This is a genomic window from Rhodococcus sp. NPDC019647 (assembly GCF_044389235.1).
In the GTDB taxonomy this organism is placed as follows: domain Bacteria; phylum Actinomycetota; class Actinomycetes; order Mycobacteriales; family Mycobacteriaceae; genus Rhodococcus_F; species Rhodococcus_F oxybenzonivorans.
In genome coordinates, this window is sequence record NZ_JBIRXS010000005.1 from 219,305 (window position 1) to 244,166 (window position 24,862).

Consider the following 24,862-nt stretch of genomic DNA (forward strand, 5'->3'; position numbering starts at 1 on the left):
GTGTGGCAGTGTGGCGGCATGACCGATCCCGCTGTCGCATCGCACCCCACCCGACTCGAACGCGTCCGCACCGATGCGGGTGCCGAGTTCGCGACCCTCACGTTCGCCCACGGCCCGCTGAACCTCTTCGACCAGGCCATGTTCGACGCCGTCCAGGCCGATGTCGCGACTCTCACCGAAGACCCCCCGCGTGCCGTGCTGCTGCGTGCGGAGGGCAAAGTGGTGTCGGCGGGCGTCGACGTCCATCTCTTCGACGGGCTCAGCGCCGAGCAAGCTGCGGATTTGTGGCAGCAGCTGTTCGCGGACATCTGCCATCCGATCGAGGCACTGCCGTGCCCGGTGGTCTACGCCGCCCATGGACTGACCCTGACCGCGGCATTCGAGATCGCCCTCGCCTGCGACATCATTCTGGCCGCACCGAAGGCGAAGTTCGGTCTGGTCGAGACCGTGGTGGGTCTGACTCCGTCGATGGGGGGACCTCAGCGACTGGCCGAGCGTGCCGGTTCCGGCCGTGCCCGCGAACTGGTGATGACCGGAGATCTGTACGACGCCGCGACACTGCAGGGTTGGGGTGTGGTGAACGCGGTCTACGACGACGTCGACACCGAGGCCCGGGCACTGACCACGCGCCTCGCGGACGGACCGACCCGCGCCCACGATGCGACGAAACAGATCATCTCAGCGTGGCGATCCGGTGGAGTGGCGCACGCCGACTCGATCACACCGGAAGTGTCCGGCGCGCTCTTCGAGACCGAAGACCTGTCGGGTGCGGTCCGCAGTTTTCTTACCGACGGGCCGGGCAAGGCCTCGTACCGAGGCCGCTAGGGTCGCCCGACTGTGCACATGATTGTGACCGGCGTCATATAGTCGGGGCAGCGTTCCGGTCAGTCAGCGGAGGTCCACATGCCGTCGTCCCTCGTCGAGTACCCGTGCAGTTCCGCCTTCTTCCACGACGACCGGATGGCCCGCGGACGCGACGGCCTCCTCCGGTACGGCGGTCTCACGCCGTCACTCACCGAACTGCTCGACATCGCCGTGCACCGTTACGCAGGCAGGGTGGCGGTCGAGGAGGACGGTGGCCGGACGCTCACCTTCTCGCAGTTGTGGACGTCGGCTGCCCGGGTGGCCGGCGGCCTGAAGACGAGGGGAGTCGAGATCGGCGACCGGGTGGCCGTCCGGCAACCGGTGGGAGTGCGCTGGGTCGAAGCCTTCCTCGGCGTCCTCCTCGCAGGCGGGGTACCGGTCGGGGTGGGTCCGGAACTGGACCAGTCCGCCACCGACACGGTCCTCGCCGACAGCGAGTCGGTGATGGTCCTCGACGGGGAGCTTCCCGACGGAATCTCGTTCATCGACGACGGCGCCGGTCCCGAGGAACTGGTGCTGCTGTCGTACACCGGTGACGGCTCGCCCAAGGGTGTCGAACTGAGCAACGAGAACGTCCTGTCCACCCTCGAATCGGTGATCCACGCGCGGCGGTTCAGCTCGGAGGGACTGCGTAATCTGCTGGTCGACCCCGAACTGCACACCGTCGGATCGCTCGTCGAATTATTGTCGACACTCGTGGTCGGCGGCACCGCCCTGTTGACGACGAGCACGGATTCCGCGTCGTGGCGTGGAACGGGCGCCGACGTTCTGACCGCGGCGCCGGCCACCCTCCTGCGTGCGGTCGAGGAGTCGCCGGTGACCAACTTCGGTCGTCGGGCAGTGCGGTGGATCGACTACAGTGGCGCCGGCCTGTCCGTCGAGCAGGCCCAGTTCCTGCGCAGAACATTCCCGGCCGCCAAGCACTTCCTGGGGTGGGGGATGACCGAAACGTGCGGCGCCGGACTGGCCCTTCCCGACGAATGCGCATTGACCCACGCCGGAAGTGTGGGAATCGCGTTCGGTGGAATGGAGGTGGCGCTGTTCGGCCCGGAAGCGCAGCACGGATTCGGTGAATTGTGCTGTCGGGGACCGGGTGTGACACGTGGCTACTGGAACCGCCCGGAGGCCACCGCACGGAGCTTCACGGGTGGCTGGTTTCACACCGGCGACACCGCGAGTATCGACGGCGACGGGTTCGTCCGTATCGTCGAACGCGACGTCGCCGCCTAGGCGCCGAGAAAGCAGGCACCATTCCCGTGAACCTCCCCGTCGCCGAGTTGCACATGCACATCGAGGGGTCGCTCGAACCCGAATTGATCTTCGGGCTCGCCGAACGCAACGCGGTGCCACTGCCGTACGCAGACCTGGACGATCTGCGTTCGCGGTACGAATTCACCGACCTGCAGTCGTTCCTCGATCTCTACTTCGCCAACATGCAGGTTCTGCGGACCGCCCAGGATTTCGCCGATCTGACCCGCGCCTACTTCGCCCGGGCATCGGCGGCCGGTGTGGCGCACGTCGAGTTCTTCTTCAATCCGCAGGCGCACATCAATCGTGGTGTGCCGCTGACCGAAGTTCTCGACGGAATCATGGACGCTGTCGCAGGCAGCGAGCGGGAGTTCGGGCTCAGCAGTGCGGCTATCGCTGCAATTCTGCGTGACCGTCCGGTTAGCGAAGCAGAAGAGATGTTCTCGGAGATTCTCCGGTTGCAGTCTCCGATCATCGGGCTGGGACTCGATTCGGCGGAGAGGGGCAATCCGCCGTCACTGTTCGAGGACGTCTTCGCCCGCGCCCGCGCGGAAGGACTGCACGTGGTGGCGCACGCCGGAGAAGAGGGTCCGCCGGAGTACATCTGGCAGGCGCTCGACCTCCTCGGTGCCGAGCGCATCGACCACGGCGTGCGAGCCCTCGAGGACCCGGCGCTCGTCGAACGACTGGTGGACGAGGAGATTCCCCTCACCGTGTGCCCGCTGTCCAACGTGCGCTTGTGCGTTGTCGACTCGCTCGCCGAGCATCCCCTGCGGACCATGCTCGACGCCGGACTGGTGGTCACCGTGAACTCCGACGATCCCGCCTATTTCGGTGGATACGTCGACGACAATTTCGCCCAGCTGCGCGATCAGCTCGGACTCACGGACGCCGAACAAGACACGTTGGCGCGCAACTCCATCAAGGCCTCGTTCGCGACCGAGGCACGCAAGGCGGAACTTCTCCGGCGCTGAGGTTCAGTCGGTCAGCCCGGCGTCGCCGACACTGGTGACGGCCGCCAGCACGTCGCGATCGCGCCCGAAAGGGCCCACCACGCAGAGCCCGACCGGGATTCCGTCGTCCGTGCGTAGGGGCACCGTTGCACTGGGAAGGCCGGAGATGGTCGCCAGCGAGGTGAGCATTCCGGTGGTGCGCATGATGTTGCGGAAGCGTTCGCCGCTCGGGTCGTTCTGCCTCGGCGGCGCAGCCGAGGAGGTCGCAGGCAGCACCAGCAGGCTGTTTCCGATGAAACGGGTGATCGTGTCGGATGCCTCGGCCAGCACTCTCATCTGACGGGCGTACGTCGAGTCCCAGGTCCGCCCTGCGGCGGCGAAATTGCGGCGCGGTTCGTCACTGAGCGAGGTGATCGCCTGCCCGATCCACTCGCCGTGCAGCCGCCACGCCTCGTACCCCTGCACGTCGCTGACGGCGTCGTACCAGTCGGGTAGCCGGCCGATGTCCGTGTCGGTGCGCACGAGTCGCGGCAGGCTGCTCTTCTCCCAGGCGGTGAGTGCGCGCCGCACCGCAGCGAGGACCCCGGCGTCGGCGACGGCATTGATTCCGTCCGAACTCAGCGCTGTGGCGAAGGGGCGCTCCGCTGTGAGCGGAAGCAGCACGCCCGACACGGCTGCGAGAGTGTCGATGTCGCTGCACACCCACGCCGGAGTGTCGAAGGTCGGGCAGAGGGGAACGAGGCCTTCACTGGACACGGCACTGCGCGACGGAGAGAACCCGTACAGGCCCTGATACGACGCGGGGATGCGGACGGACCCGGTGGTGTCGATTCCGAGTCCGATGTCGGCCTCGCCCTGAGCGACCGCGCTCGCCGCACCCGACGTTGCTCCGCCCGGTAGGCGGTCCTCCGCCCGTGGATTCGGCGGTGTCCCGAACTGCTGATTGACACCCGAATGGCCGTAACCGAGGTCGTCGGTCTGAGCAATACCCACGACCTCGGCGCCGTGCTCGAGAAGACGTGCCACGGCTATGGCGGTGGTGGTTTCGACGGGCGCCCCGGCCAGCCACCGCCCACTGCCTGCCCCGATCTGCCTGCCGGCCACGGCATACAGATCGGTGACGGCAACCCGTAGTCCGGCAAGCGCTCCGTCACCGGTCGGTGCGACGAGCGGAGCGCCCTGCAGACGCCACGTCGCCTTGTCGGTGGGCACGAACTCGGAGGTACCGGCGTTCGGGTCGAACAGGCTGCCGTCGGGCAACGGGGGGACTTCCGGGTCGTGAAGTCGTTCACCGCAGGCGCCGAGCACGGTGACGCCGAGCGCTGCCGCTCCGGAGATTCCGGCAACGCGGAGAAATGCGCGACGATCGAAAGATCGACTGGGGGGCACCTAGACCACGTTAGCGACCGAGGACCTGCTGCAGGTACGCGTTGCCGAACATTCGCGCGGAATCGTACTTGTCGCGTGCGGAGACGAACCTGTCGAAGTCGGGGTAGGTGGTGCGCAGGTCGTCGGCCGTGCGGCCGTGCATCTTTCCCCAATGCGGACGGCCGTCCACATTGCGGGCAATGGCTTCGACCGCCGCGAAGTAGGGCTCGTGGTCGCGGCGGTAGTACTGATGGACCGCGATGTATGCGGTGTTCCGGCCGTTCGCCGTCGACAACCACACATCGTCCGCGGCGGCAAACCGCACCTCCACGGGGAACGCCACCGTGAAACCGGAGTTCTCGACCCACGAATCGATGGCGACGAGGACATCCGGGAGTGCCTCGACGGGTACCGCGTACTCCATCTCGCGGAACTTCACCCGCCGCTGCGAGGCGAAGACGCGATAACTCCGATCCGTGTACTCGCGTGTGCCCAGAACGCGGCAGGAGAGCTTATTGATCTTCGGGATCGCCGACGGCGCAAGGGTAGCCACCCGATTGAGGCCCTCGAAGACGACATTGGTGAGCACCTCGTCGTCGACGTAGGCGCGGAGCGGGTGAAGGGGCGAGATCGGGGTGTCGCCGGGCAGCCGGGTATTGCGCTTGGTGAGCACCCGCCGAGTGTGGGGAAACCAGTAGAACTCGAAATGGTCCACCCCGGTGCGGTCGTGGTCGAGTCGATCGAGCGTCGAGTCCAATGACCCGGGCGCCTCCACGGCGTGCATCACGAAGTGCGCGACGCACTGCAGCGTGACCTTGGAGATGATTCCCACAGCGCCGAGGCCCAGACGCGCAGCCTCGAACAAGTCGGGATTTTCGGCCGGCGAGCATTCGACGATCGAACCGTCGGCCAGCACCACCTGCAATGCGCGGATCTGAGTGGCGAGGCCACCGAAACGCGCTCCGGTGCCGTGGGTGCCGGTCGAAAGGGCGCCCGCCACCGATTGCACATCGATGTCGCCGAGATTGATCATGGCCAATCCGCGGTGCCAGAGTTGTTCGTTCAGCTCGTGCAACCGGGTGCCCGCGAATACGGTGACGAGAGCGCCTGCACGGTCGTCGAGCGTCACGGAATCGATTCCGCTCAGATTGTCTAGGCTGACGAGAATCCCGTCCGTGACTGCGACCCCGGTGAACGAATGCGCAGCTCCCACCGCCTTCACACGCAGCCCTCGCTCCGCGGCCTCGGATACGAGGGCGCTCAGCTCGTCGACGGAACGGGGCGTCGCATAACGGTACGGGCTTGCCGTTTCGGTGCCCGCCCAGTTGTGCCACGTGTCCTGTCCCATGGGCTCATCATGAACCTGGACGCTCGTCCAGGCAAATGACGGCTTCCGCGCAACCCCGTGTTGTTCCGTGCCGGTACCGGCTCAGGTCCTACGATCGGAGAATGCTGAACAGGCTCCCCGCGGACGAACGTCGCGCTCAACTCGTCGAATCGGCCCTCTCCATCGCGGAGCAACGTGGCGTCGCTTCGGTCACTGTTCGAGCCGTAGCCGAGGAGGCCGGCGTGTCGCTCGGGGTGGTGCATTACTGCTTCGAGAGCAAGGAAGAGTTGCTCGCCGCGATGGGGGAGAGCCTGATATTGCAACTCAGCGAATCGATGAGGCTGGCTTTCGGTCAGGTGCGGCACGCGCCGGACCTGCGGGGGGCCGCGGGATTGCGTGAACTTCTCCATATCGGGATCAGCGGGATGTGGCCGATTATCGAGGCCACCCCGGACCGGCAGCTACTCACCTACGAGATCACCGCCCAGGCGCTGCGGCATCGCGCCTCCGGTAGTGAACGGGCGGGCGACATCGCCGGGCGGCAATACCGCACCATGGACCATGAGGCCATCGAGTTCCTCGCGGAGTGTGCGCGGATTTCCGACGTCGGCTGGAGCACTCCCGTCGAGTCCATCGCGCGTTTCGGCCTGGCCATGCTGGACGGGTTGGTGCTGCGGTGGCTCGTCGACCGCGACAGCGAGGCCATGATCGCGGCGCTCGACGACCTGGTGCACATTATTGCGTCGAAGGCCGTCGAGCACTCCTGATCCTGAGTACTCGACCGACCGAGACGATCTGGACAATCGTCCAACACGGTGGTTCACTGACGGTTCGAGTCAGCCTCCCGCGGCAACGATTGGACGATCCGTGACCCCCACGCTCGACCGCCTCATCGCCTCGACGCTCGACCGGCTCATCGCCTCCACGGCGGAGGTCGATCCACCGTTGGCCGCGGTCGACCTACCGACCCTGCGCGCCAACGCGCGGGATCTCGTGCGACGAGCCGGGGGGACACCGGTCCGCGTCGCCAGCAAGTCGGTACGCTGCCGGGCGGTCCTCGAGGTCGCGCTCGGCCGAAGTCTTACGGCCGACAACGGATTTCGCGGCATCATGACGTACTCGCTGCGCGAAGCCATGTGGCTCGCCCGCTCCGGCGCCCAGGACATCCTCATGGGATATCCCACCGCGAACCGCGGCGCCCTCGCCGAACTGGCGTCCGACCCCGTCCTTCTCGACCGGATCACGCTGATGGTCGACAGCGACGAGCACCTCGACGTCATCACCGCCGCTGCAGGCACCGAATCCGTCCCCGCCAGGCTGTGCATCGACGTGGACGCGTCGCTGCGCCTCGGGCCCGTGCATATGGGAGTACGCCGTTCACCGCTGCGCCTACCGTCGCAGGTCGCCGATCTCGCCACCCGTGCAGACAAGCGCGGATTCACCGTCGTCGGGGTGATGTTCTACGAGGCCCAGATCGCCGGGTTGCCCGACTCCAGCCTGCCGGTGAGATGGATGAAACGCGCGTCGGCGAAGGAACTCGCCACCCGTCGGAGCGCCGTCGTGGATGCGGTGCAGACGGCTGTGGGGACCCTCTCGATCGTGAACAGCGGAGGCACCGGCTCCCTGGAGGTGAGCTCGGCAGACCCGGTGGTCACCGAGGTGACCGCCGGATCGGGTCTGTACGTTCCCACCTTGTTCGACCGGTACCGGTCCTTCCGCCCGCATCCCGCCCTGTACTTCGCTCTGCCTGCGGTCCGCCGACCTGCGCCCGCGATCGCCACCTTGCTCGGCGGCGGCTACATCGCTTCCGGGCCTGCAGGCTCCGCACGCGTGCCCCGGCCCGTGTGGCCGTCAGGCCTGACTCTGCTGCGCAACGAAGGTGCCGGGGAGGTACAGACACCCGTGACCGGGAGGGCGGCACGGTCACTCGCGGTCGGCGACCGCGTGTGGTTTCGACACGCGAAGGCGGGTGAGCTGTGCGAACGATTTACCGAGCTGCATCTCGTCGAGTCGGACGGCTCCCGCACCGTGGTACCGACCTATCGCGGCGAAGGTCAATGCTTCGGTTGATCCGTGCACAGGCGCATGAAGGCGCCGAGTTCGGTCAACCCTTCCGGTGTGCTCGGCATGTACCGCGTCAGGGATTCCGATCGGACGATGACGGCAGCCCACTTGCCGCGGGAGACGGCCACATTCATCCGGTTACGGGACAGCAGGAACGACATACCGCGGGGCACATCCTCGATCGCGGACGCCGTCATCGACACGATGGCGACGGCCGCCTCGCGTCCCTGGAACTTGTCGACCGTTCCCACCTCTACCTTGTCGAGTCCGACCGCTGCGAGATCTCGCTCGATGAGCGCTACCTGGGCGTTGTACGGCGCCACCACCAAAATGTCGGATTCGTCCAGTGGGCGCGTGCCGTCGAACTCGCTGGGATCGGTCCACCCGGCCCCGAGCAGCTTGGTGATCCGATTGACCACTTCCCGCGATTCCTCGGGCGATTGGGTGGCATTGCCCTGATGATCGACGATGACCGTGTGCACTCCCGGTTCCATACCGTCGAGTCTTCGCGCCGTGCTTGCCGTTTCCTGAGACCGAAGCTTCCCGTCATACGACAGCACCGACACCGGTGCGCACAGCTGCGGGTGCATCCGCCAGGTGCGTTCGAGGAAGTAGCCCCGGCTCGGGGGCAGCGCACCGTGCCCCTCGGCGAGCCAGCCCAGCGCGGACGTGTCCACGGGTTCGGGATGAGTGCCCTGACTGACCTGCGGAAGCTGCTGCGGGTCACCGAGAAGCAGGAGGTTGCGGGCAGCACCGCCGACCGCGATGGTGTTGGCCAGCGCGAACTGTCCGGCCTCGTCGATCACCAGAAGATCGAGACTTCCGGGTGGCACCCGATCGGTATTCGCGAAATCCCAGGCCGTACCGCCGATCACGCATCCGGTGGTCTCCGCCTCGGCGATGAATCCGGGATAGTCATTCGAGCCGATGTCCGTCCACGTTGCAGCGCGGTGCCGTCCGTCCTTTTTCGCCACCAACTCCGCGGGCACGCCAGCTTTGACGATACCGCCGAGCATGTTCTCGATGACCGAATGTGACTGCGCCACAACTCCCACCCGCCAGTGGTGTTGCTCGACGAGAGTCTTGATCACACGGGCGCCGGTGTAGGTCTTGCCGGTGCCCGGCGGCCCCTGGACGGCGACGTAGGAATTGTCGAGGTCGAGGAGGGCGGCGGTGATGGCCGCCGCGTAGTCGGTGCCCTGAACCGGTGGAAGCGCTCGTCCGCTCCGGGTCCGAGGGTCGAAGCGCCGCAGGATGTCTGCCGACGCGCACAGGGGAAGGTGGGGCAGGGCCTCGCACATCGTGTCGGCCGCGGACGCGATAGCCGATTCGATGCGGTCCGTCGTGATCGGCGGACCTGGGGTGACGGCCACCGGCAGTTCGGCATACTCCTCGCCGCCGAGAAGCTCCTCGACCGTCACGACGTCGCGGCGACGCTCGTCCTTGGCGACCTCGAGCACGTTGACGGTGGACGTCCCCCTCTGCTGAGGGTTGTCACCCGCGACCGCCTCGGGTGCGGGAGTGTCGTACAGCGCGTACATCGTGGTCTTGGGGCCGACGGTGCTGCCCGTTCCGAAGCGTCCGGTGAGTCTCAGGCGCCGACGAAGCTTGCGTTGCCGCGGTGTGCTCTTGTGCCAGGTCTCCTCGACGGCGGCCGTGGCGACCACCAGAACGTCCCGGATGTCCGACAACTCGTCGGCAGGGACGACGAGACGGTCGAAGTGCGCCCACCAGAAGGGCTTCCGCTCCCGGCGGTGATATCCGACCGCGGCCGCCATGAGGGCGGCCGCCTGCTGATCGTGCCCGCGGGTGTCGCCGGGTCCGGAGCCGGCGAACTGTCGTAGAGCCGATTCCGTGGGCGTCGACTCGTCTGCGGCGGGAGAGGATGCCGCGCCCGGCGGCCGGAGAGCGACACCATGCTTCTCGGCCTGTGTCAGCAACCAGTTCCGCAATCTCAGGGTGGAATCGCAGTCGTACTCGTTGTAGTCGGCGATGCCTTGCAGCAGGTCGCGGGCCTCGTCGAGGCGGCCGTTGTCACGGTGATCGCAATAATCGGCGTAGGCGACCACGGACGCCGCGGCATTGGTGACGTCTCCGTCGCGCGGCTGCTCGGGCATGTACAGCGGTTCGAGTTTCTTGATGCTGTAGGAACGTTCGCCGATGCGCAGGGCTGAGCGGACCACGGGATACAGGTCGACGAGAACGTTGTCGCGCAACAGATTGTCGACGCACTCCTCACCGACTCCGTGGCGCCCCGCCAGCCGTAGCAGCGCCGACTTCTCGTACGCGGCGTAGTGGTAGATGTGCATGTCGGGGTAGCGGGCGCGGCGTTCCATGACGTAGTCGAGGAAGTCGACGAGGGCCTGACGCTCCTCGGCGCGGCTGTGTGCCCAGAAGGGCCGGAACACCGGGGCGGCGGACTTCTCGCCCGGCGGCGGCCCCTCGACGACACCGAAAAGGTACTCGAGACCCCAGTCGGACGAGCCGTCCTCGGCCCACAGCGGGTCTCCCTCGAAGTCGAAGAAGATGTCCCCGTCGTCCGGTGCGGGCAACCCGCCGAGTGCGCCGGGCGAGTACACCTCGAATTCGGGTGTTCCCGACGCCTCCTGCCGTAGCTGCAGCGCGGCCTGGGCGCGGAGCGAGTCGAGGCTGCGCTCGGCGAGACCGTCGACGTTACCCGTGTGCGCTGCAAGCGCATCGATGGTGTCGATACCGCCCGCGATCAGCCGACTCCGCTGCGTCGAACGCATCCCGGCCACGAGCAGGAGGTCGCGGTGCCCCTCTACCTCCGGCCCGCAGGTGTCGCACCGGCCGCACGCCGTGTACCGGGGATCGCCCCACTCGGTGAGCGACTGCTCGTCGCGGTGTTCGTCGAGTACCCGTTCGAGGGCGGACCGGCGGGCGGAATACACCGGCGCGATGTCACCGAGGGAGTGCGACGAGTCGCTGTCGTCGCCCAGCAGCAGGTGCACCTCCGGGGAGGTGGGAATACCGTTGCGCTGCAGAGCTTCCGCGTACGCGGCGAGTTGCAGGAGGGCTGACACCTTGGCGTGTCGGGAAAGCTTGGTGTCGTAGACGGCGTACGTGTCGCCGTCCCGGATGAGAAAGTCGCAGAAACCCAGGAAGCGGCCGTCGAAGAACGTTCCCTGGTACACGACGTCGGCACCGGCCCGGATCGCCTCGACGGTAGCGGAATTGGCCTCGAACAAGCCGAGCGCGGTGTAGTCGGGCCGATCGATCGTGACCACTCCGTCGCCGAAGGCAGTGCGGAACTGCTCGAGCCTGCGGTGTTCGTGTGCGTCACCGAGGCTGGAGGTGCGCCGCAGCATGGGATCGTCGGAAGGGGAGCAGGCCGCGCCGGCCGCCGCGAACCCGAGGGTGGCGTCCAGTCGACGCAGCAAGGCGAACTCGCACGTGGCAGCCGCGGCGAGATCACTCGCGCTGTAGACGATCGTGTCGTCGAGGAGGAACACAGCTATGTCCCCAGTTCTGCCGGTGAGTTCACGCGCCCGATTGTGCCATCGGGGTGTGACAGCCCCAGAATGGCAGCCATGCCTTTCTTCGACGGCCACTCCGGGCGAGTGCACTACCGGCATTGGCCGGCCGACAATCCGGTCGCCCAGCTCGTGTTCCTGCACGGGATGGGTCAGCACACGGGTCACTACCATCGCTTCGCGCGCGCCCTGACGTCGGCAGGTATCGGCGTGTGGGGCATCGACCAGGCGGGACACGGCCTGTCCGAAGGCGACCAGCCGGGATCCGTCGCGGAACTGGCCGAGGACGGCGCGCTCCTCACCGCCCTCGCCGAAGAAGGCGCACCGCACGTCCCGACGGCGTTGATGGGACATTCGCTGGGTGCCGCCGTCTCGATGGAACTCCTCGCGCGTGGGAACGCGGGCTTCCGGTGTGCGATTCTGTGCGGGACACCGAAGTCCGCCGCCGCGGCGCAGACGGCGGATATGTTGGGCGTTCTCGAGATGCCGCTGCTCGTGGTGCACGGCGTGGACGACCGCATCGCACCCATCGACCCGATCCGGACATGGGCGACGGGAATCGCCGGCCTCGAGTTCCGGGAGTTCGACGACGCCGGCCACGACCTACTGCACGAGAAGGTTCACCCCGCTGTCACCGCGGTGGTACGCGACTTCATCTTGGGCGCTACGCGCACGTGAGTGGCCGAGGAGTCGATGCACTCCTCGGCCACTCACGGGCGGCGGAGCCGCTTACGCGTAGATGGCCTCGATGGCCGCGCCGTGTTCCTTGTGGATGACGTTGCGCTTGAGCTTCAGCGTGGGGGTGAGTTCGCCGGTTTCCTGCGAGAAGTCGACCTCGAGGATCCGGTACTTCTTGATCCGTTCCGGGTTGGACACCTTCTTGTTGCCCTCGGCCACGGCCTCGTCGATCTCGGCGACCAGGTCCGGGTTCTTGACCAGTTCGGACACCGGGGTGTCGGCGGCCAGCCCGTGACGTTCCTTCCAGCCGGGGAGGGTCTCGGCGTCGAGGGTGATGAGCGCCCCGATGAACGGTTTACCGTCACCGACCACGAGGCACTGGCTGATCAGCGGATGTGCGCGAAGGGCGTCCTCGAGGACCGCCGGCGCCACATTCTTGCCGCCGGCGGTGACGATGATTTCCTTCTTGCGGCCGGTGATCGAGATGAATCCCTCTTCGTCGATCGACCCGAGGTCACCTGTGTGGAACCAGCCGTCGCGGATCGAGTCGGCGGTGGCCTGGTCGTTGTGCCAGTACCCACTGAAGACGACGGGTCCCTTGACGAGCAGCTCACCGTCCTCCCCGATCTTCGCGGCATGGCCGTCGATCGGCTTCCCGACCGTGCCGACCTTCTGCGCGGACGTTGTGTTCACGGAGATGGCGGCGCTGGTCTCGGTGAGGCCGTAACCCTCGTACACGGGAATGCCGACGCCACGGAAGAAGTGGCCGAGCCGGGCACCGAGAGCCGCACCACCGGAGACGGCGCGGTCGCATTCGCCACCGAGCGCGGTGCGCAGCTTCGAGTACACCAGCTTGTCGAACAGGGCGTGCTTGAGCTTGAGCCCGAGGCCCGCGCCACCCTTGTCCTGAGCCTCGCTGTACGCGATGGCGGTGGCGGACGCCTTCTCGAAGATGCTGCCCTTACCGCCGTCGTACGCCTTCTGCTTCGCGGAGTTGTAGACCTTCTCGAACACGCGGGGAACCGAAAGGATGAAGTGCGGCTTGAACGCGGCGAACTGGTCGAGCAGCGTCGTCAGATCCGCGGTGTGTGCAACGGTGACCTTCGCGTCGAAGGCGCCGAACGAGATGGCGCGGGCGAAGACGTGCGCGAGCGGCAGGAACATCAGAGTGCGGCGGCCCGCGTACATCGCATCGGAGAGCGCCAGCTTCACGGCAGCGGACTCGGCGTAGAAATTGGCGTGCGTCAACTGCACGCCCTTGGGCCGGCCTGTGGTGCCCGAGGTGTAGATGAGGGTGGCGGGCGACGATGCTCGCACCTGGTGACGACGTTCGTGCAACTGCTCGTCCGTGACGCTCTGCCCACGCTTCGTCAGTTCCTCGATAGCCCCGGAGGATTCTCCCGTCGCTTCGCTCGCCCCGGCATCGATCTGCAGCACCTCCCGCAGATCCGCGGCTTCGTCGGTGACGACCCGCAGGGCCTGCGCGTGCTTGGCGTTCTCGACGACGAGCAGCGATGTGCCGGAATCCTCGAGGATCCACTTGGCCTGATCGGGCGCGGACGTCTCGTAGATGGCGACGGTGCAACCGCCGGCCGTCCAGATCGCGTAGTCGATGACAACCCACTCGTACCGGGTCGCGGACAGGATTGCGACACGATCACCGAGTTCGATGCCGGACGCGATCAGACCCTTCGCGACTGCCGAGACCTGCTTCGCGAACTCGGCGGCGGTGACGTCCGTCCAGCCGCCGTTACTCGGACGCTTGAACGGTACGAACGTCGGATCCTCCTCGGCATGACGGAAGACCGAGTCGGCCATAGAGGCGTCCTCCGGAATTGAGAACGACTGCGGTACCGAAAACTCTCGCACTATGACCCCTCCACTGAAACAACATGACGGATGTGCATTCGATCACAATTGTCCGGGTTTCGCACTAGCGCCGATGTCCGTTTTGGGTAAGTTGCTTCTGACCTGCGAGAATATGTGTAACCAGACGTAAACTGGTATCTACGCGACGTCGTCGAGGCGGCGAGAATTGGCCGCAAGCCACCGCCGGATCGCGTAGTCGAGCTGCTCGGGGTCGACCCCGAGCTCGGTCGCGGTGGCCTCGAGGATTTCGTCCGCGGCACCGGCATCGGTCGCCTCCGAGATGCCCAGGGCGCCGTTGACGAAGACCTCCGCCACCCGGTTGGGTCGCACCCCGGGGATTCCCGCGAGCATCAGGAAGTGCGCCCACGTGACGTCGCTGTTCTCACCGCACACGTCGACCCAGGCCTGATGGATCTGCTCCAGCGCCGCCTCGTCCCGAGCGGCCTCGAGGAGGTCGTCGATGCTGTTGACGCGGAGCTGGTGTAGTCGCTCGGCTGCCTGCTGGATGTGGCGTGCCTCGATCGGCACACCCGTCGCGGTGTAGCGGCGCTTGTAGGAGCCGACCTTGCCGGCCCACTGATCCGAACTGCCTGCCTCCTCGAACGTGCGGAGCAGGTCACGGGCACCGTCGGTGAGCGGCCGTCCGGCGTCCGCCCGGCGGTACGCCAGATACCGATCGACGACGGCGACCTCGCTGTGTCCCGCGCTCGACTGCACGGACTCGATGATGCACAGGGCGAGGCTGTGCCGATAGACATCAGAGGTGACCCAGCCGGACGGATCACCCAGCCGGTCGCGACATGCGGCCACCACGGTTTCGACGGTATCGGCAGAGACGGTCACGAGATCCTCCAAAGGCAGTCTGTTCTGTGCTCTGTCCGGTGTATCGACCGTCACTCCAGGAACGTTGCACTCTCGCTGAGATTTACTCGAGAACGACTGTCATATCGTGGCGAGCAGGTCTGTGACCTCGCTGTCTGCAAGTTGATGGAAGTCGTCGTAGGCGTTGCCAACGCCACCGAGGTCGAATGGGGTGTACGGGCAGACCACCTCGTCGGCCGTGACGCGCAGACGGGAGACGGCCTCGGGCGCGGCCACCGGAACCGCGACGACGATGCGCGACGCCCCCGACTTCTTGACGAACTGGCAGGCCACAGCCGCCGTCGCACCGGTCGCCATGCCGTCGTCGACTATGACGGCGGTGCGTCCTCGTATCGGCACGCGGTTCCTGCCGCCGCGCAACACCTGCGCTCGACGCTCGAGTTCCCGGCGCTCCTTGGCCTCGACCATGGCGAGGGCTGTCTTGCTGACCCGGGCGATCCGAAGCACGTCGTCGTTGACGACCCGGGCGTCTCCTTCGCCGATCGCGCCCATCGCGAGTTCGGGCTGCCAGGGGACACCGAGTTTGCGTACGAGAACCACATCGAGGGGGGCGGCGAGCGCCGCGGCGACCTCGAAGGCGACAGGGACGCCGCCGCGCGGCAGGCCCAGGACCACCAGGTCGTTTCCGCGTAGATGCTCGAGTGAGGCGGCCAGCCGACGACCGGCGTCCGCCCGACTGGTGTACTGCATCGAACGCTCCGAATCGGGAAGAACGGTTCGTCTTCGAAACTACTCCACTTCCGGGCGCGGAAATACAACTCAGATCTCCGTGACGGTGAATCTCCGCAGGGCGAGCGCGGGGTTCTTCTCGCGCACCTCGGTGATGCGTTCCGCGGTCACCGTGGCGATGGCGGTACCCACCCGTTCGCCGAGCGCAGCGACGGTCACACCCATGGGATCGACGATCATGCTGGCTCCGGCCCCCGTGCGCGCGCTCTGGTCGGCCGCGGCCACGTAGATGGTGTTCTCGATCGCTCGTGCCCGCACGAGTGTGGACCAGTGATCCTCCTTGAGCGGTCCCGGCACCCACTGCGCAGGGAGGAGCAGGACGTCGGTGCCTGCGTCGACGATGCGGCGGGTGACCTCCGGGAATCGAAGGTCGTAGCAAGTCTGCATCCCGAAGGTGAGACCGTCGACGGCGAACGTCTCGGGGGTCCCGATCTCGCCCGCGCGGATCACCTCCGATTCCTTGTACCCGAAGGCGTCGTAGAGGTGCAGCTTGCGGTACGTGGCAACGATGTCTCCCGTCGGGCCGAGAGCCACCAACGTGTTGGAGATGTGGTCGTCGCCGGGCAGCAATTCGTTGACTCCGGCCACCAGGTGTATCTGCAGCTGGGCGGCGGTCTCGGCCAGCGCTGTCACGAACGTGCCGTCCAGTCCCTCCGCCGACTCCACGAGTCGGTGGTCCGTCCGCGGAGCCGTGAACATCGCGTACTCGGGGGCCACGACCACCTGTGCGCCGCGACCCGACGCCTCGGTGGCCAGCCTGCGAAGGGTGCTCGCGTTCTCCTGCTTGTCCTGACCGGGGGCGAACTGAATGACGGCGACATCGACCATGCCGTCCACGCTAGGCGACGACCCGGCACAGGTGTCTCCCGTGCCGGTGGCCGCGTATTTACCCGGCATGGCGCTGCGGCGCCGAGTCGTGCACTAAACTGCTGGTCAATGAGTGATATCGAACGTGAACCCGAACCGCCCACTTTTGCCGACCTCGACATCGATGATCGGGTCTTGAAGGCACTGTCCGATGTGGGCTACGAGTCGCCCTCGCCGATCCAGGCAGCCACCATCCCGCCTCTGCTCGCAGGTAACGACGTCGTCGGACTGGCCCAGACCGGTACCGGCAAAACTGCCGCGTTCGCGGTTCCGATCCTCTCCCGGATCGACCTCACCCAGAAGTCGCCGCAGGCCCTGGTGCTCGCACCGACGCGTGAGCTGGCTCTGCAGGTCGCGGAGGCGTTCGGTAAGTACGCGACCCATATTCCGGGTCTTCATGTGCTGCCGATCTACGGCGGCCAGAGCTACGGCGTCCAGTTGTCCGGGCTGCGCCGCGGCGCCCACGTCGTCGTCGGCACGCCCGGCCGGGTCATCGACCACCTGGAAAAGGGCACGCTCGACCTGTCCAAGCTGTCGTACCTCGTCCTCGACGAGGCCGACGAGATGCTGAAGATGGGCTTCCAGGAGGACGTCGAACGGATCCTGTCCGATACGCCGGAACAGAAACAGGTGGCGTTGTTCTCGGCCACCATGCCGGGCGCGATCCGCAAAATTTCCAAGCAGTATCTGCACGATCCCATCGAGATCACGGTGAAGTCGAAGACGTCCACCGCGTCCAACATCTCGCAGCGGTACGTGCAGGTGGCGCATCAGCGCAAGCTCGACGCCCTCACTCGTGTTCTCGAGGTGGAGTCGTTCGAGGCCATGATCATCTTCGTGCGCACCAAGCAGGCCACGGAAGATCTCGCCGAACGCCTGCGCGCCCGTGGGTTCTCGGCTGCCGCGATCAACGGCGACATCGTGCAGGCGCAGCGTGAACGAACCATCGGCCAGCTCAAGAGTGGTGCTCTCGACATCCTTGTCGCCACCGACGTCGCTGCCCGCGGTCTCGATGTCGACCGCATCTCTCACGTGGTCAACTACGACATCCCGCACGACACGGAGTCCTACGTGCACCGCATCGGCCGTACCGGTCGAGCAGGACGCGCGGGCGAGGCTCTGTTGTTCGTCGCACCCCGGGAACGGCACCTCCTCAAGGCGATCGAGAAGGCAACACGCCAGCCGCTGGCAGAGATGCAGCTTCCGAGCGTCGACGACGTCAACGCGCAGCGCGTCGCGAAGTTCGGCGACTCCATCACCGAGAGCCTCACCTCCGACAACCTTGCGTTGTTCCGCAAGATGATCGAGGACTACGAGCAGGAGCACGACGTGCCGCTCGCCGACATCGCAGCAGCGCTCGCGGTGCAGTCGCGCGACGGTGATGCATTCCTGATGTCACCCGAACCGCCGCCTCCGCCGCGTCGCGAGCGTGAACCTCGCGAACCCCGGGAGCGTCCGGCCCGTCGATTCGACGACGGCCCGCCCACCCGGTCGCGGGGCCCGGAGGGTCAGGAACTCGCCACCTATCGCATCGCGGTGGGGAAGCGGCATCGTGTGGTGCCCGGCGCCATCGTGGGTGCCATCGCCAACGAGGGTGGGCTGCGGCGCAGCGATTTCGGGCACATCAGCATCCGTCCCGATCACAGCCTGGTGGAACTACCAGCAGACCTGTCCCGGGAGACGCTCGAGGCCCTGCGGCGCACCCGCATCTCCGGTGTGCTGATCCAGCTTCAGCCCGACTCCGGCCCACCGTCGGGAAGGCCTGCCCGGGGCGACCGCGACGCCGGCAAGTTCCAGCGTGACCGCGACAGTAGAAGAAAGCCGCGCGAGTAGTACCCGCGCGGCTCGCCGAGAAGAGGCCCTGCCGAGCCCCCGGTCATTACGCCGGGGGAGCGGGAGCCGGCGCCGGCTGACCGGCCGCGTCGGCGGGTAGAGGACCCTCGGTGGGAACGAGGAACGTCCCCACGGTGGGCAGTACATAACAGGTGGCGCCGGTGTAGCCGACGGTGCCGAAGATCGACGCAACGACGGTGCCCGGTCCGGTGGCCACAACCTTCGACAGCGACGGGTAGCCGCCCTCGGTGACGCCGTCGAGCGGCAGGATGCCGCTGGCGCCGGTATTGGTGTTGATCCACGCGACGGTGAGCCCGGACGACTGGACGACGCCGGGGTAGGCGGAGAGCGCCTGGAAGCTGATCGCCGCGGCGGCGGGGTCGGTGGTTCCCGAGGCCAGGGTGAGCGTGACCGGGGCGACGGTGCCGCAGCCCACTGTCGGTGCCGTGTACAGGAACGGGGTGTGTGTCCCGGCCACGTCCCGAAGCGCCGTGGACGAGGCCAGGGCCTCGACCGCGACCTGCTCACCGGGCCTGTCCGCCTGGGCGCGCAATTCCGCCAGTCCGGGAACACTCGGTGCCGAGGGCTGGGCCGACGCCGTTCCTGACAGACCGAAAGTCGCCACAATGCCGACCGCTGCTGCGGCGACCACACGCCGCGTTCCGCTGACACCGTCCACCTGAACTCCTCGTCGTCGCTCCTCGGGCGGCTCTGCAGCGCCGTCCGAGCGGTGAATCTACCCGAGCACTGCGCGCCCGTCAGGACCAGGCGGTGCCGCCGGCCAGGGTATCGGCCCGTGCACCGTCGATGGACTGTCGGATGATGTCGGCATGCCCGGCATGGCGGGCCATCTCCTCGAGCTGGTGGACGAGCATGAAGCGGACAGTGAAAACAACACCCGGCGTCATCCATTTCGCCACGTCGGCGGGCAGGTGGACGTCCCTGCCGAGATCGGGTTCCGCGGCGATCGCGGCCTCCGTGGTTCGCCCGGCTCGGTCGAGCCGGGCGAGGAGTACTTCGACGGTTTCGTCCTCGGCGACATTCCAGGCAGCCGTCCATGCGGCAACCGGGTCGGACCCCTCGGCGCGCGGTGTTCCCAGAACGCGGGCCGTCATCGATTCCTCCCCGTCGATCACGTGTTTGAGGAGTGAGGACAGACTCATCTCACTCGCGCTGGGCACGCTGCGCGCCTGCTCCTCTGTCAGGCCCGACATGGCGTTGCGAAACGCGGTGCGCTGATGCTCGAGTAGGAGCAGCAGCAGGCTGCGTTCGTCGGAAATGTCGTTGTGCGTCGTCTCGTTCATGAACACAGTCTCGCGCCGATAGAGGACACCTTCTGTCCGCGTTTACCGTCGAAGTCAAGGAAAGTTGCCGGCCTCTTCCGGGGACGCTCCGCTGCCCGCGTTCCGAGCGCTTCAGGCTGACCCGCCCTACGATCGAGGAAGTGTCCGAGGAACCTCGCGGTTCCTGTGATCGAGTCGCATACCGAGGTGCTAATGCCCCTGGAAGAACCGTCGCCCTCCGTCAACGCCGAGCCGGAACACGACCTGGAGGGCCACATCGTCGAGGCACGGTCCGAAGATTTCTCCCATGCCCGGGAACTGACGGTCGACCACGAGTGGTTCAAAACCGCAGTGTTCTACGAGGTCCTGGTCCGCGCCTTCTACGACTCTTCCGGAGACGGCACCGGCGACCTCGAGGGGTTGACCGCCAAGCTCGACTATCTGTCCTGGCTCGGTGTCGACTGCCTGTGGTTGCCGCCCTTCTACGACTCCCCATTGCGTGACGGCGGCTACGACATCCGTGACTTCCGTGCTGTATTACCGGAATTCGGTACAGTCGAGGACTTCGTTCACCTCTTCGACGAGGCGCACCGGCGCGGGATCCGGGTGATCACCGATCTCGTCATGAACCACACGTCCGACACGCACGCCTGGTTCCAGGAGTCGCGCAGCGACCCCGACGGCCCGTACGGCGACTTCTACGTGTGGTCCGACACCGACGAAGGATATCCGGACGCGCGAATCATTTTCGTCGACACCGAGACATCCAACTGGACGTGGGATCCGGTGCGCAAACAGTACTACTGGCATCGCTTCTTCTCCCACCAGCCGGACCTGAACTATGACAATCCCGAAGTTCAGGACGCCATGATCGACGTGCTCCGGTTCTGGCTGGACCTCGGTATCGACGGATTCCGGTTGGATGCCGTCCCGTACCTGTTCGAGCGTGAAGGCACCAACTGCGAGAACCTGCCCGAGACGCACGCATTCCTGAAGAAGTGCCGGGCCGTGATGGACGCCGAGTACCCGGGCCGCGCGCTGCTCGCCGAGGCGAATCAGTGGCCCTCCGACGTGGTCGAGTACTTCGGCGAACCGGACGTCGGCGACGAATGCCACATGGCGTTCCACTTCCCGCTGATGCCGCGAATCTTCATGGCCGTGCGCCGACAGAACCGCTTCCCGATCTCGGAGATTCTCGCGCAGACACCACCCATTCCCAGTTCGTGCCAGTGGGGAATCTTCTTGCGAAATCATGACGAGTTGACGCTCGAGATGGTGTCCGACGAGGAGCGCGACTACATGTATGCCGAATACGCACAGGACCCGCGGATGAAGGCGAACATCGGTATTCGCCGTCGTCTCGCGCCGCTGCTCGAGAACGATCGCAACCAGCTCGAGCTCTTCACGGCACTGCTACTCAGCCTGCCGGGCTCTCCCGTCCTGTACTACGGCGACGAGATCGGTATGGGCGACAACATCTGGCTGGGTGATCGGGATTCCGTCCGTACTCCCATGCAGTGGACGCCCGACCGCAACGCCGGGTTCTCCCGCGCGGATCCGGCCCGAATGTATCTGCCGGTCATCATGGACCCCACGTACGGATATCAGTCGGTGAACGTCGAAGCGCAGATGAACTCGACCAACAGCCTGCTCCACTGGACGCGGCGAATGATCCAGGTGCGGAAACAGCATCCGGCGTTCGGTACCGCCTCGTTCACCGAACTGGGCAGCGCCAACCCGGCCGTGTTGTCCTATGTGCGGGAAACGCCGCCCAGCTCGGAAGGCGCACCCGCGGATGTCATCCTGTGTGTCAACAACCTGTCGAGATATCCGCAGGCGGTGATCCTCGACTTGTCGCAATACGCCGGTCGCATCCCGGTGGAACTCACCGGATCGGTTCCGTTCCCGCCGATCACGGACGACGGATACATGGTCACATTGCCGGGGCACGGCTTCTTCTGGTTTGCCCTGCAACCGGATCCACGGGACGGCGGAGTGACAGACGGTCACCCGGTGAGCAGCGAGGCAGAACAGGCGGTACAGCCGTGAATCAACCGACGACAATCCCCGACCACATCCTCGAGCCCCAGCTCGCTCGATGGCTACCCGAGCGCCGCTGGTTCGCTGCCAAGGGGAACACCATTTCCGGTGTCCGGATCCTGCTGCGCCAGACTCTCGCCGGTGTGCCGGGGTTCGCGGTCGATCACCTCCTGGTCTCGGTGGACTTCGAGACCGGGCCACCGCAGGTCTATCAGGTGCCGCTCGGTTTCCGCAGTCACCTTCCCGAAGACCTGGTGCCCTGGGCGCTACCTGCGCCCGACGGAGATGTCGGTTCGGAATGGTTCGCCTACGACGGCCTGCACGACGCCGAAGTGATCGATCTCTACGCGGAACGGCTCGCGTCGCCGCAGGGCTCGGGGCCGATCCGGCTGCGGACCGCTCCCGGAAGCGTCATCGAACCCGGCCTGAAGGGGCGGACCCTCGGCGCTGAACAATCGAATACGTCCGTGGTGCTCGGCGACAAGTTGCTGATGAAGATCTTCCGCCTCGTGACCCCGGGGACGAACCCGGACGTGGAGATGCACCGGGTACTCGGCGAGGCAGGCAGCGAGTACGTGGCCACCTTGCGCGCGTGGATCGAATCCGACGTGGAAGGCATCGAAACGACCCTGGCGATGGTCCAGGACTTCGCCGCCAATTCCGCGGACGGGTGGACCATGGCACTCGGGAGCGTGCGCGACCTTCTCATGGAGGCGGACCTCCGCGCAGACGAGGTCGGGACGGACTTCGCGGGGGAGTCGTATCGCATGGGCGCTGCGGTCGCCGAGGTGCACGCCACCCTCGCGCGGGCGCTCGGCACCGAGGACAAGGCAGTCACGTCCACGACGGTGGCGGCAATGCTGCGCCGTCTGGAGGCGGCTACCGAGGTCGTTCCCGAGTTGGCGGAAGTGGCCCCCGCCATTCGGGAACGGTACGCGGAGGCCGAGTCGCTGGGGAGCATCACGGTCCAGCGGATCCACGGCGACCTCCACCTCGGCCAGGTGCTCCGAACCCCCGAACGGTGGTTGCTCATCGACTTCGAGGGAGAACCTGCCAAGACGCTGACCGAGCGGCGGGAACCGGACAGCCGCCTGCGCGACGTCGCTGGCATGCTGCGTTCCTTCGATTACGCCGCACATCACCTGCTCGCCGACTCCGTGACGGAAGCGGCAGCGTCGCAGCGCGAGTTCCGCGCGCGTGAGTGGGCCCACCGCAACGGAACGGCCTTCTGCGAGGGATATACCTCGGTCGCCGGTGACGACCCTCGGTCTTCATCAGTCCTGCTTCGCGCCTACGAACTGGACAAGGCCGTGTACGAAGTGGTGTACGAGGCCCGGAACCGCCCGCGGTGGATGTCGTTGCCCCTCGGCGCGATCCGCCGGCTTACGTCGTAGCCGAGATGACCTCCGTCAGGGTGGGCGACGACTGGGTACCCGTGTCGAACTGGGTGCGGTACAGCTCCTGGTAGCGGCCACCCAGGGCGAGGAGTTCGCTGTGGGTGCCGCGTTCGACGACTCGTCCGGCCTCGATCACGAGAATCAGGTCGGCGGCGCGGACGGTGGAGAGCCGGTGTGCGATCACCACGGCGGTTCGTCCGGCCAGTGCCTCGCCCAATGCCTCCTGCACCGCCGCCTCCGACGTCGAATCGAGATGCGCGGTGGCCTCGTCGAGGATGACGACGCGCGGATGGGCGAGCAGCAGTCGGGCGATGGTCAGTCGTTGTCGCTCACCGCCGGAGAGCCGATAGCCACGTTCGCCGACCACCGTGTCGAGGCCGTCGGGCAGTGCTGCGACCAGTTCGGTGAGCCTGGCCCGTTCCAGCACCTCGTCCAGTTCGGCGGCGGAGGCGCCCGGGCGGGCGAGCAGGAGGTTGGCGCGGACGGTGTCATGGAAGAGGTGCCCGTCCTGCGTCACCATGCCGACGGTGGCGCGGACGGAGTCGGCGGTGAGATCCCGGACATCGACACCGCCGAGTTCGACCACTCCGGCATCCACGTCGTAGAGCCGCGGGACGAGCTGGGCAATGGTGGACTTTCCCGCTCCAGACGATCCCACCAAGGCGACCATCTGGCCGGGTTCGGCGCGGAACGACACCCCGTGCAGCACCTCGACGCCCTCCCGGGTGTCGAGGGTCGCGACCTCCTCGAGGGATGCCAGCGACACCTTGTCGGCGGCCGGATAGGCGAACTCCACATTCCGGAATTCCACCGACACGGGGCCGTCGGGCACTACCGTGGCGTCGGGTTTTTCCTGGATCAGCGGCTGCAGATCCAGAACCTCGAAGACGCGCTCGAAACTGACGAGCGCGCTCATCACGTCGACGCGGGCACTGGCGAGCGCGGTGAGCGGTGAGTACAACCGGGTGAGGAGCATCGCCATGGCGACGACGGCGCCGGCGTCGAGCTGACCGCGCAATGCGTAGAACCCGCCGAGACCGTAGACGAGGGCCAGCGCCAACGCCGACACCAGGGTGAGTGCGGTGACGAACACCGACTGCAACATCGCCGTGCGGACCCCGATGTTGCGGACCCGCCGTGCCCGCACCGCGAATTCGGCGGACTCCTCCGACGGACGGCCGAACAGCTTCACGAGGGTGGCTCCCGGTGCCGAGAACCGTTCGGTCATCTGGGTGCTCATGACCGAGTTGTAGTTGGCGGCCTCCCGGTTGAGCTGCGCGAGCTTGGCACCCATCCGGCGGGCGGGCAACACGAAGATCGGCAGCAGCAGCAGCGCGAGGAGGGTGATCTGCCAGGAGATTCCGATCATGACGATGAGGGTGATACCGAGCGTCACGAGGTTGGCGGCGACACCGGAGAGCGTGTCACTGAACGCGCGCTGCGCTCCGATCACGTCGTTGTTGAGGCGGCTCACGAGGGCACCTGTGCGGGTGCGGGTGAAGAACGCGATGGGCATGCGCTGCACGTGGTCGAACACCGCGGTTCGTAGATCGAGGATCAGGTTCTCGCCGATGCTGGCCGACAACCATCGCGTCCACAGGCCCAGCGCGGCCTCGAGGACGGCGATGAGCGCGATGAGCCCGGCCAGACGGACCACGGCGGACACGGCGTCGCCGTCGATGATCGCCTCCACCACTCGGCCGGCGAGCACCGGTGTGGCCACGGCCAGCGCCGCGGTGATCACGCTGAGCAGGAGGTACCACGCCAGGCTCCGTCGGTGCGGCGCGGCGAAGCGGGCGATCCGCCGCAACGTGGTGCGCGAGAACGGTCGACGATCCTCTTGGGCGTGCATCGCGTTGTACATCGCGTTCCACGCTGTGACTTCCATGCTCATGCCGGCGGCCTCCTGTCGCTACCCACACGGTAGAGCGTGGGTATGACACGACGGTAGAACCTGAACCGAACT

General features: G+C 66.6%; 19 protein-coding genes. 9 read left to right on the forward strand and 10 right to left on the reverse strand.

Features of this window, described 5'->3' with window-relative positions; genetic code table 11:
• Window positions 1-18: 18 nt before the first annotated feature.
• The 3 genes from ACH49N_RS13665 to ACH49N_RS13675 all read left to right on the forward strand — a co-directional run bounded on the left by ACH49N_RS13665 (window position 19) and on the right by ACH49N_RS13675 (window position 3,086).
• Complete coding sequence (locus tag ACH49N_RS13665; RefSeq protein ID WP_159925477.1) at window positions 19-825, forward strand: enoyl-CoA hydratase/isomerase family protein; 807 nt, start codon at window positions 19-21, stop codon at window positions 823-825.
• Window positions 826-903: 78 nt separating this feature from the next.
• Window positions 904-2,094: a class I adenylate-forming enzyme family protein gene (locus tag ACH49N_RS13670; protein ID WP_159925478.1), complete on the forward strand. Its 1,191-nt coding sequence runs from the start codon at window positions 904-906 to the stop codon at window positions 2,092-2,094.
• A 26-nt stretch (window positions 2,095-2,120) separates the two neighbouring features.
• Window positions 2,121-3,086: an adenosine deaminase gene (locus tag ACH49N_RS13675; protein WP_109331763.1), complete on the forward strand. Its 966-nt coding sequence runs from the start codon at window positions 2,121-2,123 to the stop codon at window positions 3,084-3,086.
• A gap of 3 nt (window positions 3,087-3,089) precedes the next feature.
• On the opposite strand, the gene ACH49N_RS13680 is transcribed toward ACH49N_RS13675, so the two are convergent.
• The gene (locus ACH49N_RS13680) at window positions 3,090-4,454 is read right to left on the reverse strand and encodes an amidase family protein (protein ID WP_159925479.1); all 1,365 of its coding nucleotides are present in this window, start codon (window positions 4,452-4,454) and stop codon (window positions 3,090-3,092) included.
• 10 nt (window positions 4,455-4,464) lie between these two features.
• Entirely contained in the window at window positions 4,465-5,781 is a 1,317-nt protein-coding gene (locus ACH49N_RS13685; RefSeq protein WP_317767930.1) for a D-arabinono-1,4-lactone oxidase, read from the reverse strand.
• Window positions 5,782-5,882: 101 nt separating this feature from the next.
• Between ACH49N_RS13685 and ACH49N_RS13690 the strand changes: the two genes are divergently transcribed.
• Both ACH49N_RS13690 and ACH49N_RS13695 read left to right on the forward strand, forming a co-directional pair.
• Window positions 5,883-6,527 (forward strand): TetR/AcrR family transcriptional regulator, encoded by a 645-nt coding sequence (locus ACH49N_RS13690; protein WP_109331755.1) that lies wholly within the window; start codon window positions 5,883-5,885, stop codon window positions 6,525-6,527.
• A 124-nt stretch (window positions 6,528-6,651) separates the two neighbouring features.
• Window positions 6,652-7,830, forward strand: coding sequence for an amino acid deaminase/aldolase (locus ACH49N_RS13695; protein WP_159927526.1), 1,179 nt, complete (start codon window positions 6,652-6,654; stop codon window positions 7,828-7,830).
• Here the strand turns inward: ACH49N_RS13695 and ACH49N_RS13700 are convergent.
• Entirely contained in the window at window positions 7,815-11,297 is a 3,483-nt protein-coding gene (locus tag ACH49N_RS13700) for a bifunctional RecB family nuclease/DEAD/DEAH box helicase (protein WP_250768740.1), read from the reverse strand. The genes ACH49N_RS13695 and ACH49N_RS13700 overlap by 16 nt on opposite strands.
• A 78-nt stretch (window positions 11,298-11,375) precedes the next feature.
• Here ACH49N_RS13700 and ACH49N_RS13705 point away from each other — a divergent pair, with 78 nt between their 5' ends.
• A complete protein-coding gene (locus ACH49N_RS13705) occupies window positions 11,376-11,996 on the forward strand; it encodes an alpha/beta hydrolase (RefSeq protein ID WP_159925485.1) in 621 nt (206 codons plus the stop codon).
• Between the two features lie 51 nt (window positions 11,997-12,047).
• On the opposite strand, the gene ACH49N_RS13710 is transcribed toward ACH49N_RS13705, so the two are convergent.
• From ACH49N_RS13710 to ACH49N_RS13725, 4 genes are all read right to left on the reverse strand, one after another.
• Window positions 12,048-13,865 carry a long-chain fatty acid--CoA ligase gene (locus ACH49N_RS13710; protein ID WP_159925487.1) on the reverse strand — a complete coding sequence of 606 codons (1,818 nt, stop codon included), beginning with the start codon at window positions 13,863-13,865 and terminating at the stop codon, window positions 12,048-12,050.
• A 138-nt stretch (window positions 13,866-14,003) separates the two neighbouring features.
• Window positions 14,004-14,708 (reverse strand): heme peroxidase, encoded by a 705-nt coding sequence (locus ACH49N_RS13715; RefSeq protein WP_159925489.1) that lies wholly within the window; start codon window positions 14,706-14,708, stop codon window positions 14,004-14,006.
• A 99-nt stretch (window positions 14,709-14,807) separates the two neighbouring features.
• Complete coding sequence (locus ACH49N_RS13720; RefSeq protein ID WP_159925491.1) at window positions 14,808-15,437, reverse strand: phosphoribosyltransferase; 630 nt, start codon at window positions 15,435-15,437, stop codon at window positions 14,808-14,810.
• A gap of 69 nt (window positions 15,438-15,506) precedes the next feature.
• Window positions 15,507-16,304 (reverse strand): carbon-nitrogen hydrolase family protein, encoded by a 798-nt coding sequence (locus ACH49N_RS13725; protein ID WP_358272903.1) that lies wholly within the window; start codon window positions 16,302-16,304, stop codon window positions 15,507-15,509.
• A gap of 108 nt (window positions 16,305-16,412) precedes the next feature.
• Here ACH49N_RS13725 and ACH49N_RS13730 point away from each other — a divergent pair, with 108 nt between their 5' ends.
• Window positions 16,413-18,176 carry a DEAD/DEAH box helicase gene (locus ACH49N_RS13730; protein ID WP_159925495.1) on the forward strand — a complete coding sequence of 588 codons (1,764 nt, stop codon included), beginning with the start codon at window positions 16,413-16,415 and terminating at the stop codon, window positions 18,174-18,176.
• A gap of 46 nt (window positions 18,177-18,222) precedes the next feature.
• Here ACH49N_RS13730 and ACH49N_RS13735 read toward each other — a convergent pair whose 3' ends face one another.
• Window positions 18,223-18,855, reverse strand: coding sequence for a hypothetical protein (locus ACH49N_RS13735; protein WP_201453446.1), 633 nt, complete (start codon window positions 18,853-18,855; stop codon window positions 18,223-18,225).
• A gap of 79 nt (window positions 18,856-18,934) precedes the next feature.
• Entirely contained in the window at window positions 18,935-19,480 is a 546-nt protein-coding gene (locus ACH49N_RS13740; RefSeq protein ID WP_250768749.1) for a DUF664 domain-containing protein, read from the reverse strand.
• A gap of 192 nt (window positions 19,481-19,672) precedes the next feature.
• On the opposite strand from ACH49N_RS13740, the gene treS reads away from it, so the two are divergent.
• Together treS and ACH49N_RS13750 are read left to right on the forward strand one after the other, a co-directional pair.
• A complete protein-coding gene (gene treS / locus ACH49N_RS13745; RefSeq protein WP_213577102.1) occupies window positions 19,673-21,508 on the forward strand; it encodes a maltose alpha-D-glucosyltransferase in 1,836 nt (611 codons plus the stop codon).
• Window positions 21,505-22,893: a phosphotransferase gene (locus tag ACH49N_RS13750; RefSeq protein ID WP_317767942.1), complete on the forward strand. Its 1,389-nt coding sequence runs from the start codon at window positions 21,505-21,507 to the stop codon at window positions 22,891-22,893. The genes treS and ACH49N_RS13750 overlap by 4 nt, the downstream gene beginning before the upstream one ends.
• Here ACH49N_RS13750 and ACH49N_RS13755 read toward each other — a convergent pair.
• Window positions 22,883-24,790 (reverse strand): ABC transporter ATP-binding protein, encoded by a 1,908-nt coding sequence (locus tag ACH49N_RS13755; protein WP_250768755.1) that lies wholly within the window; start codon window positions 24,788-24,790, stop codon window positions 22,883-22,885. The two genes, ACH49N_RS13750 and ACH49N_RS13755, sit on opposite strands and share 11 nt — an antisense overlap.
• Between the last annotated feature and the right edge of the window lie 72 nt (window positions 24,791-24,862).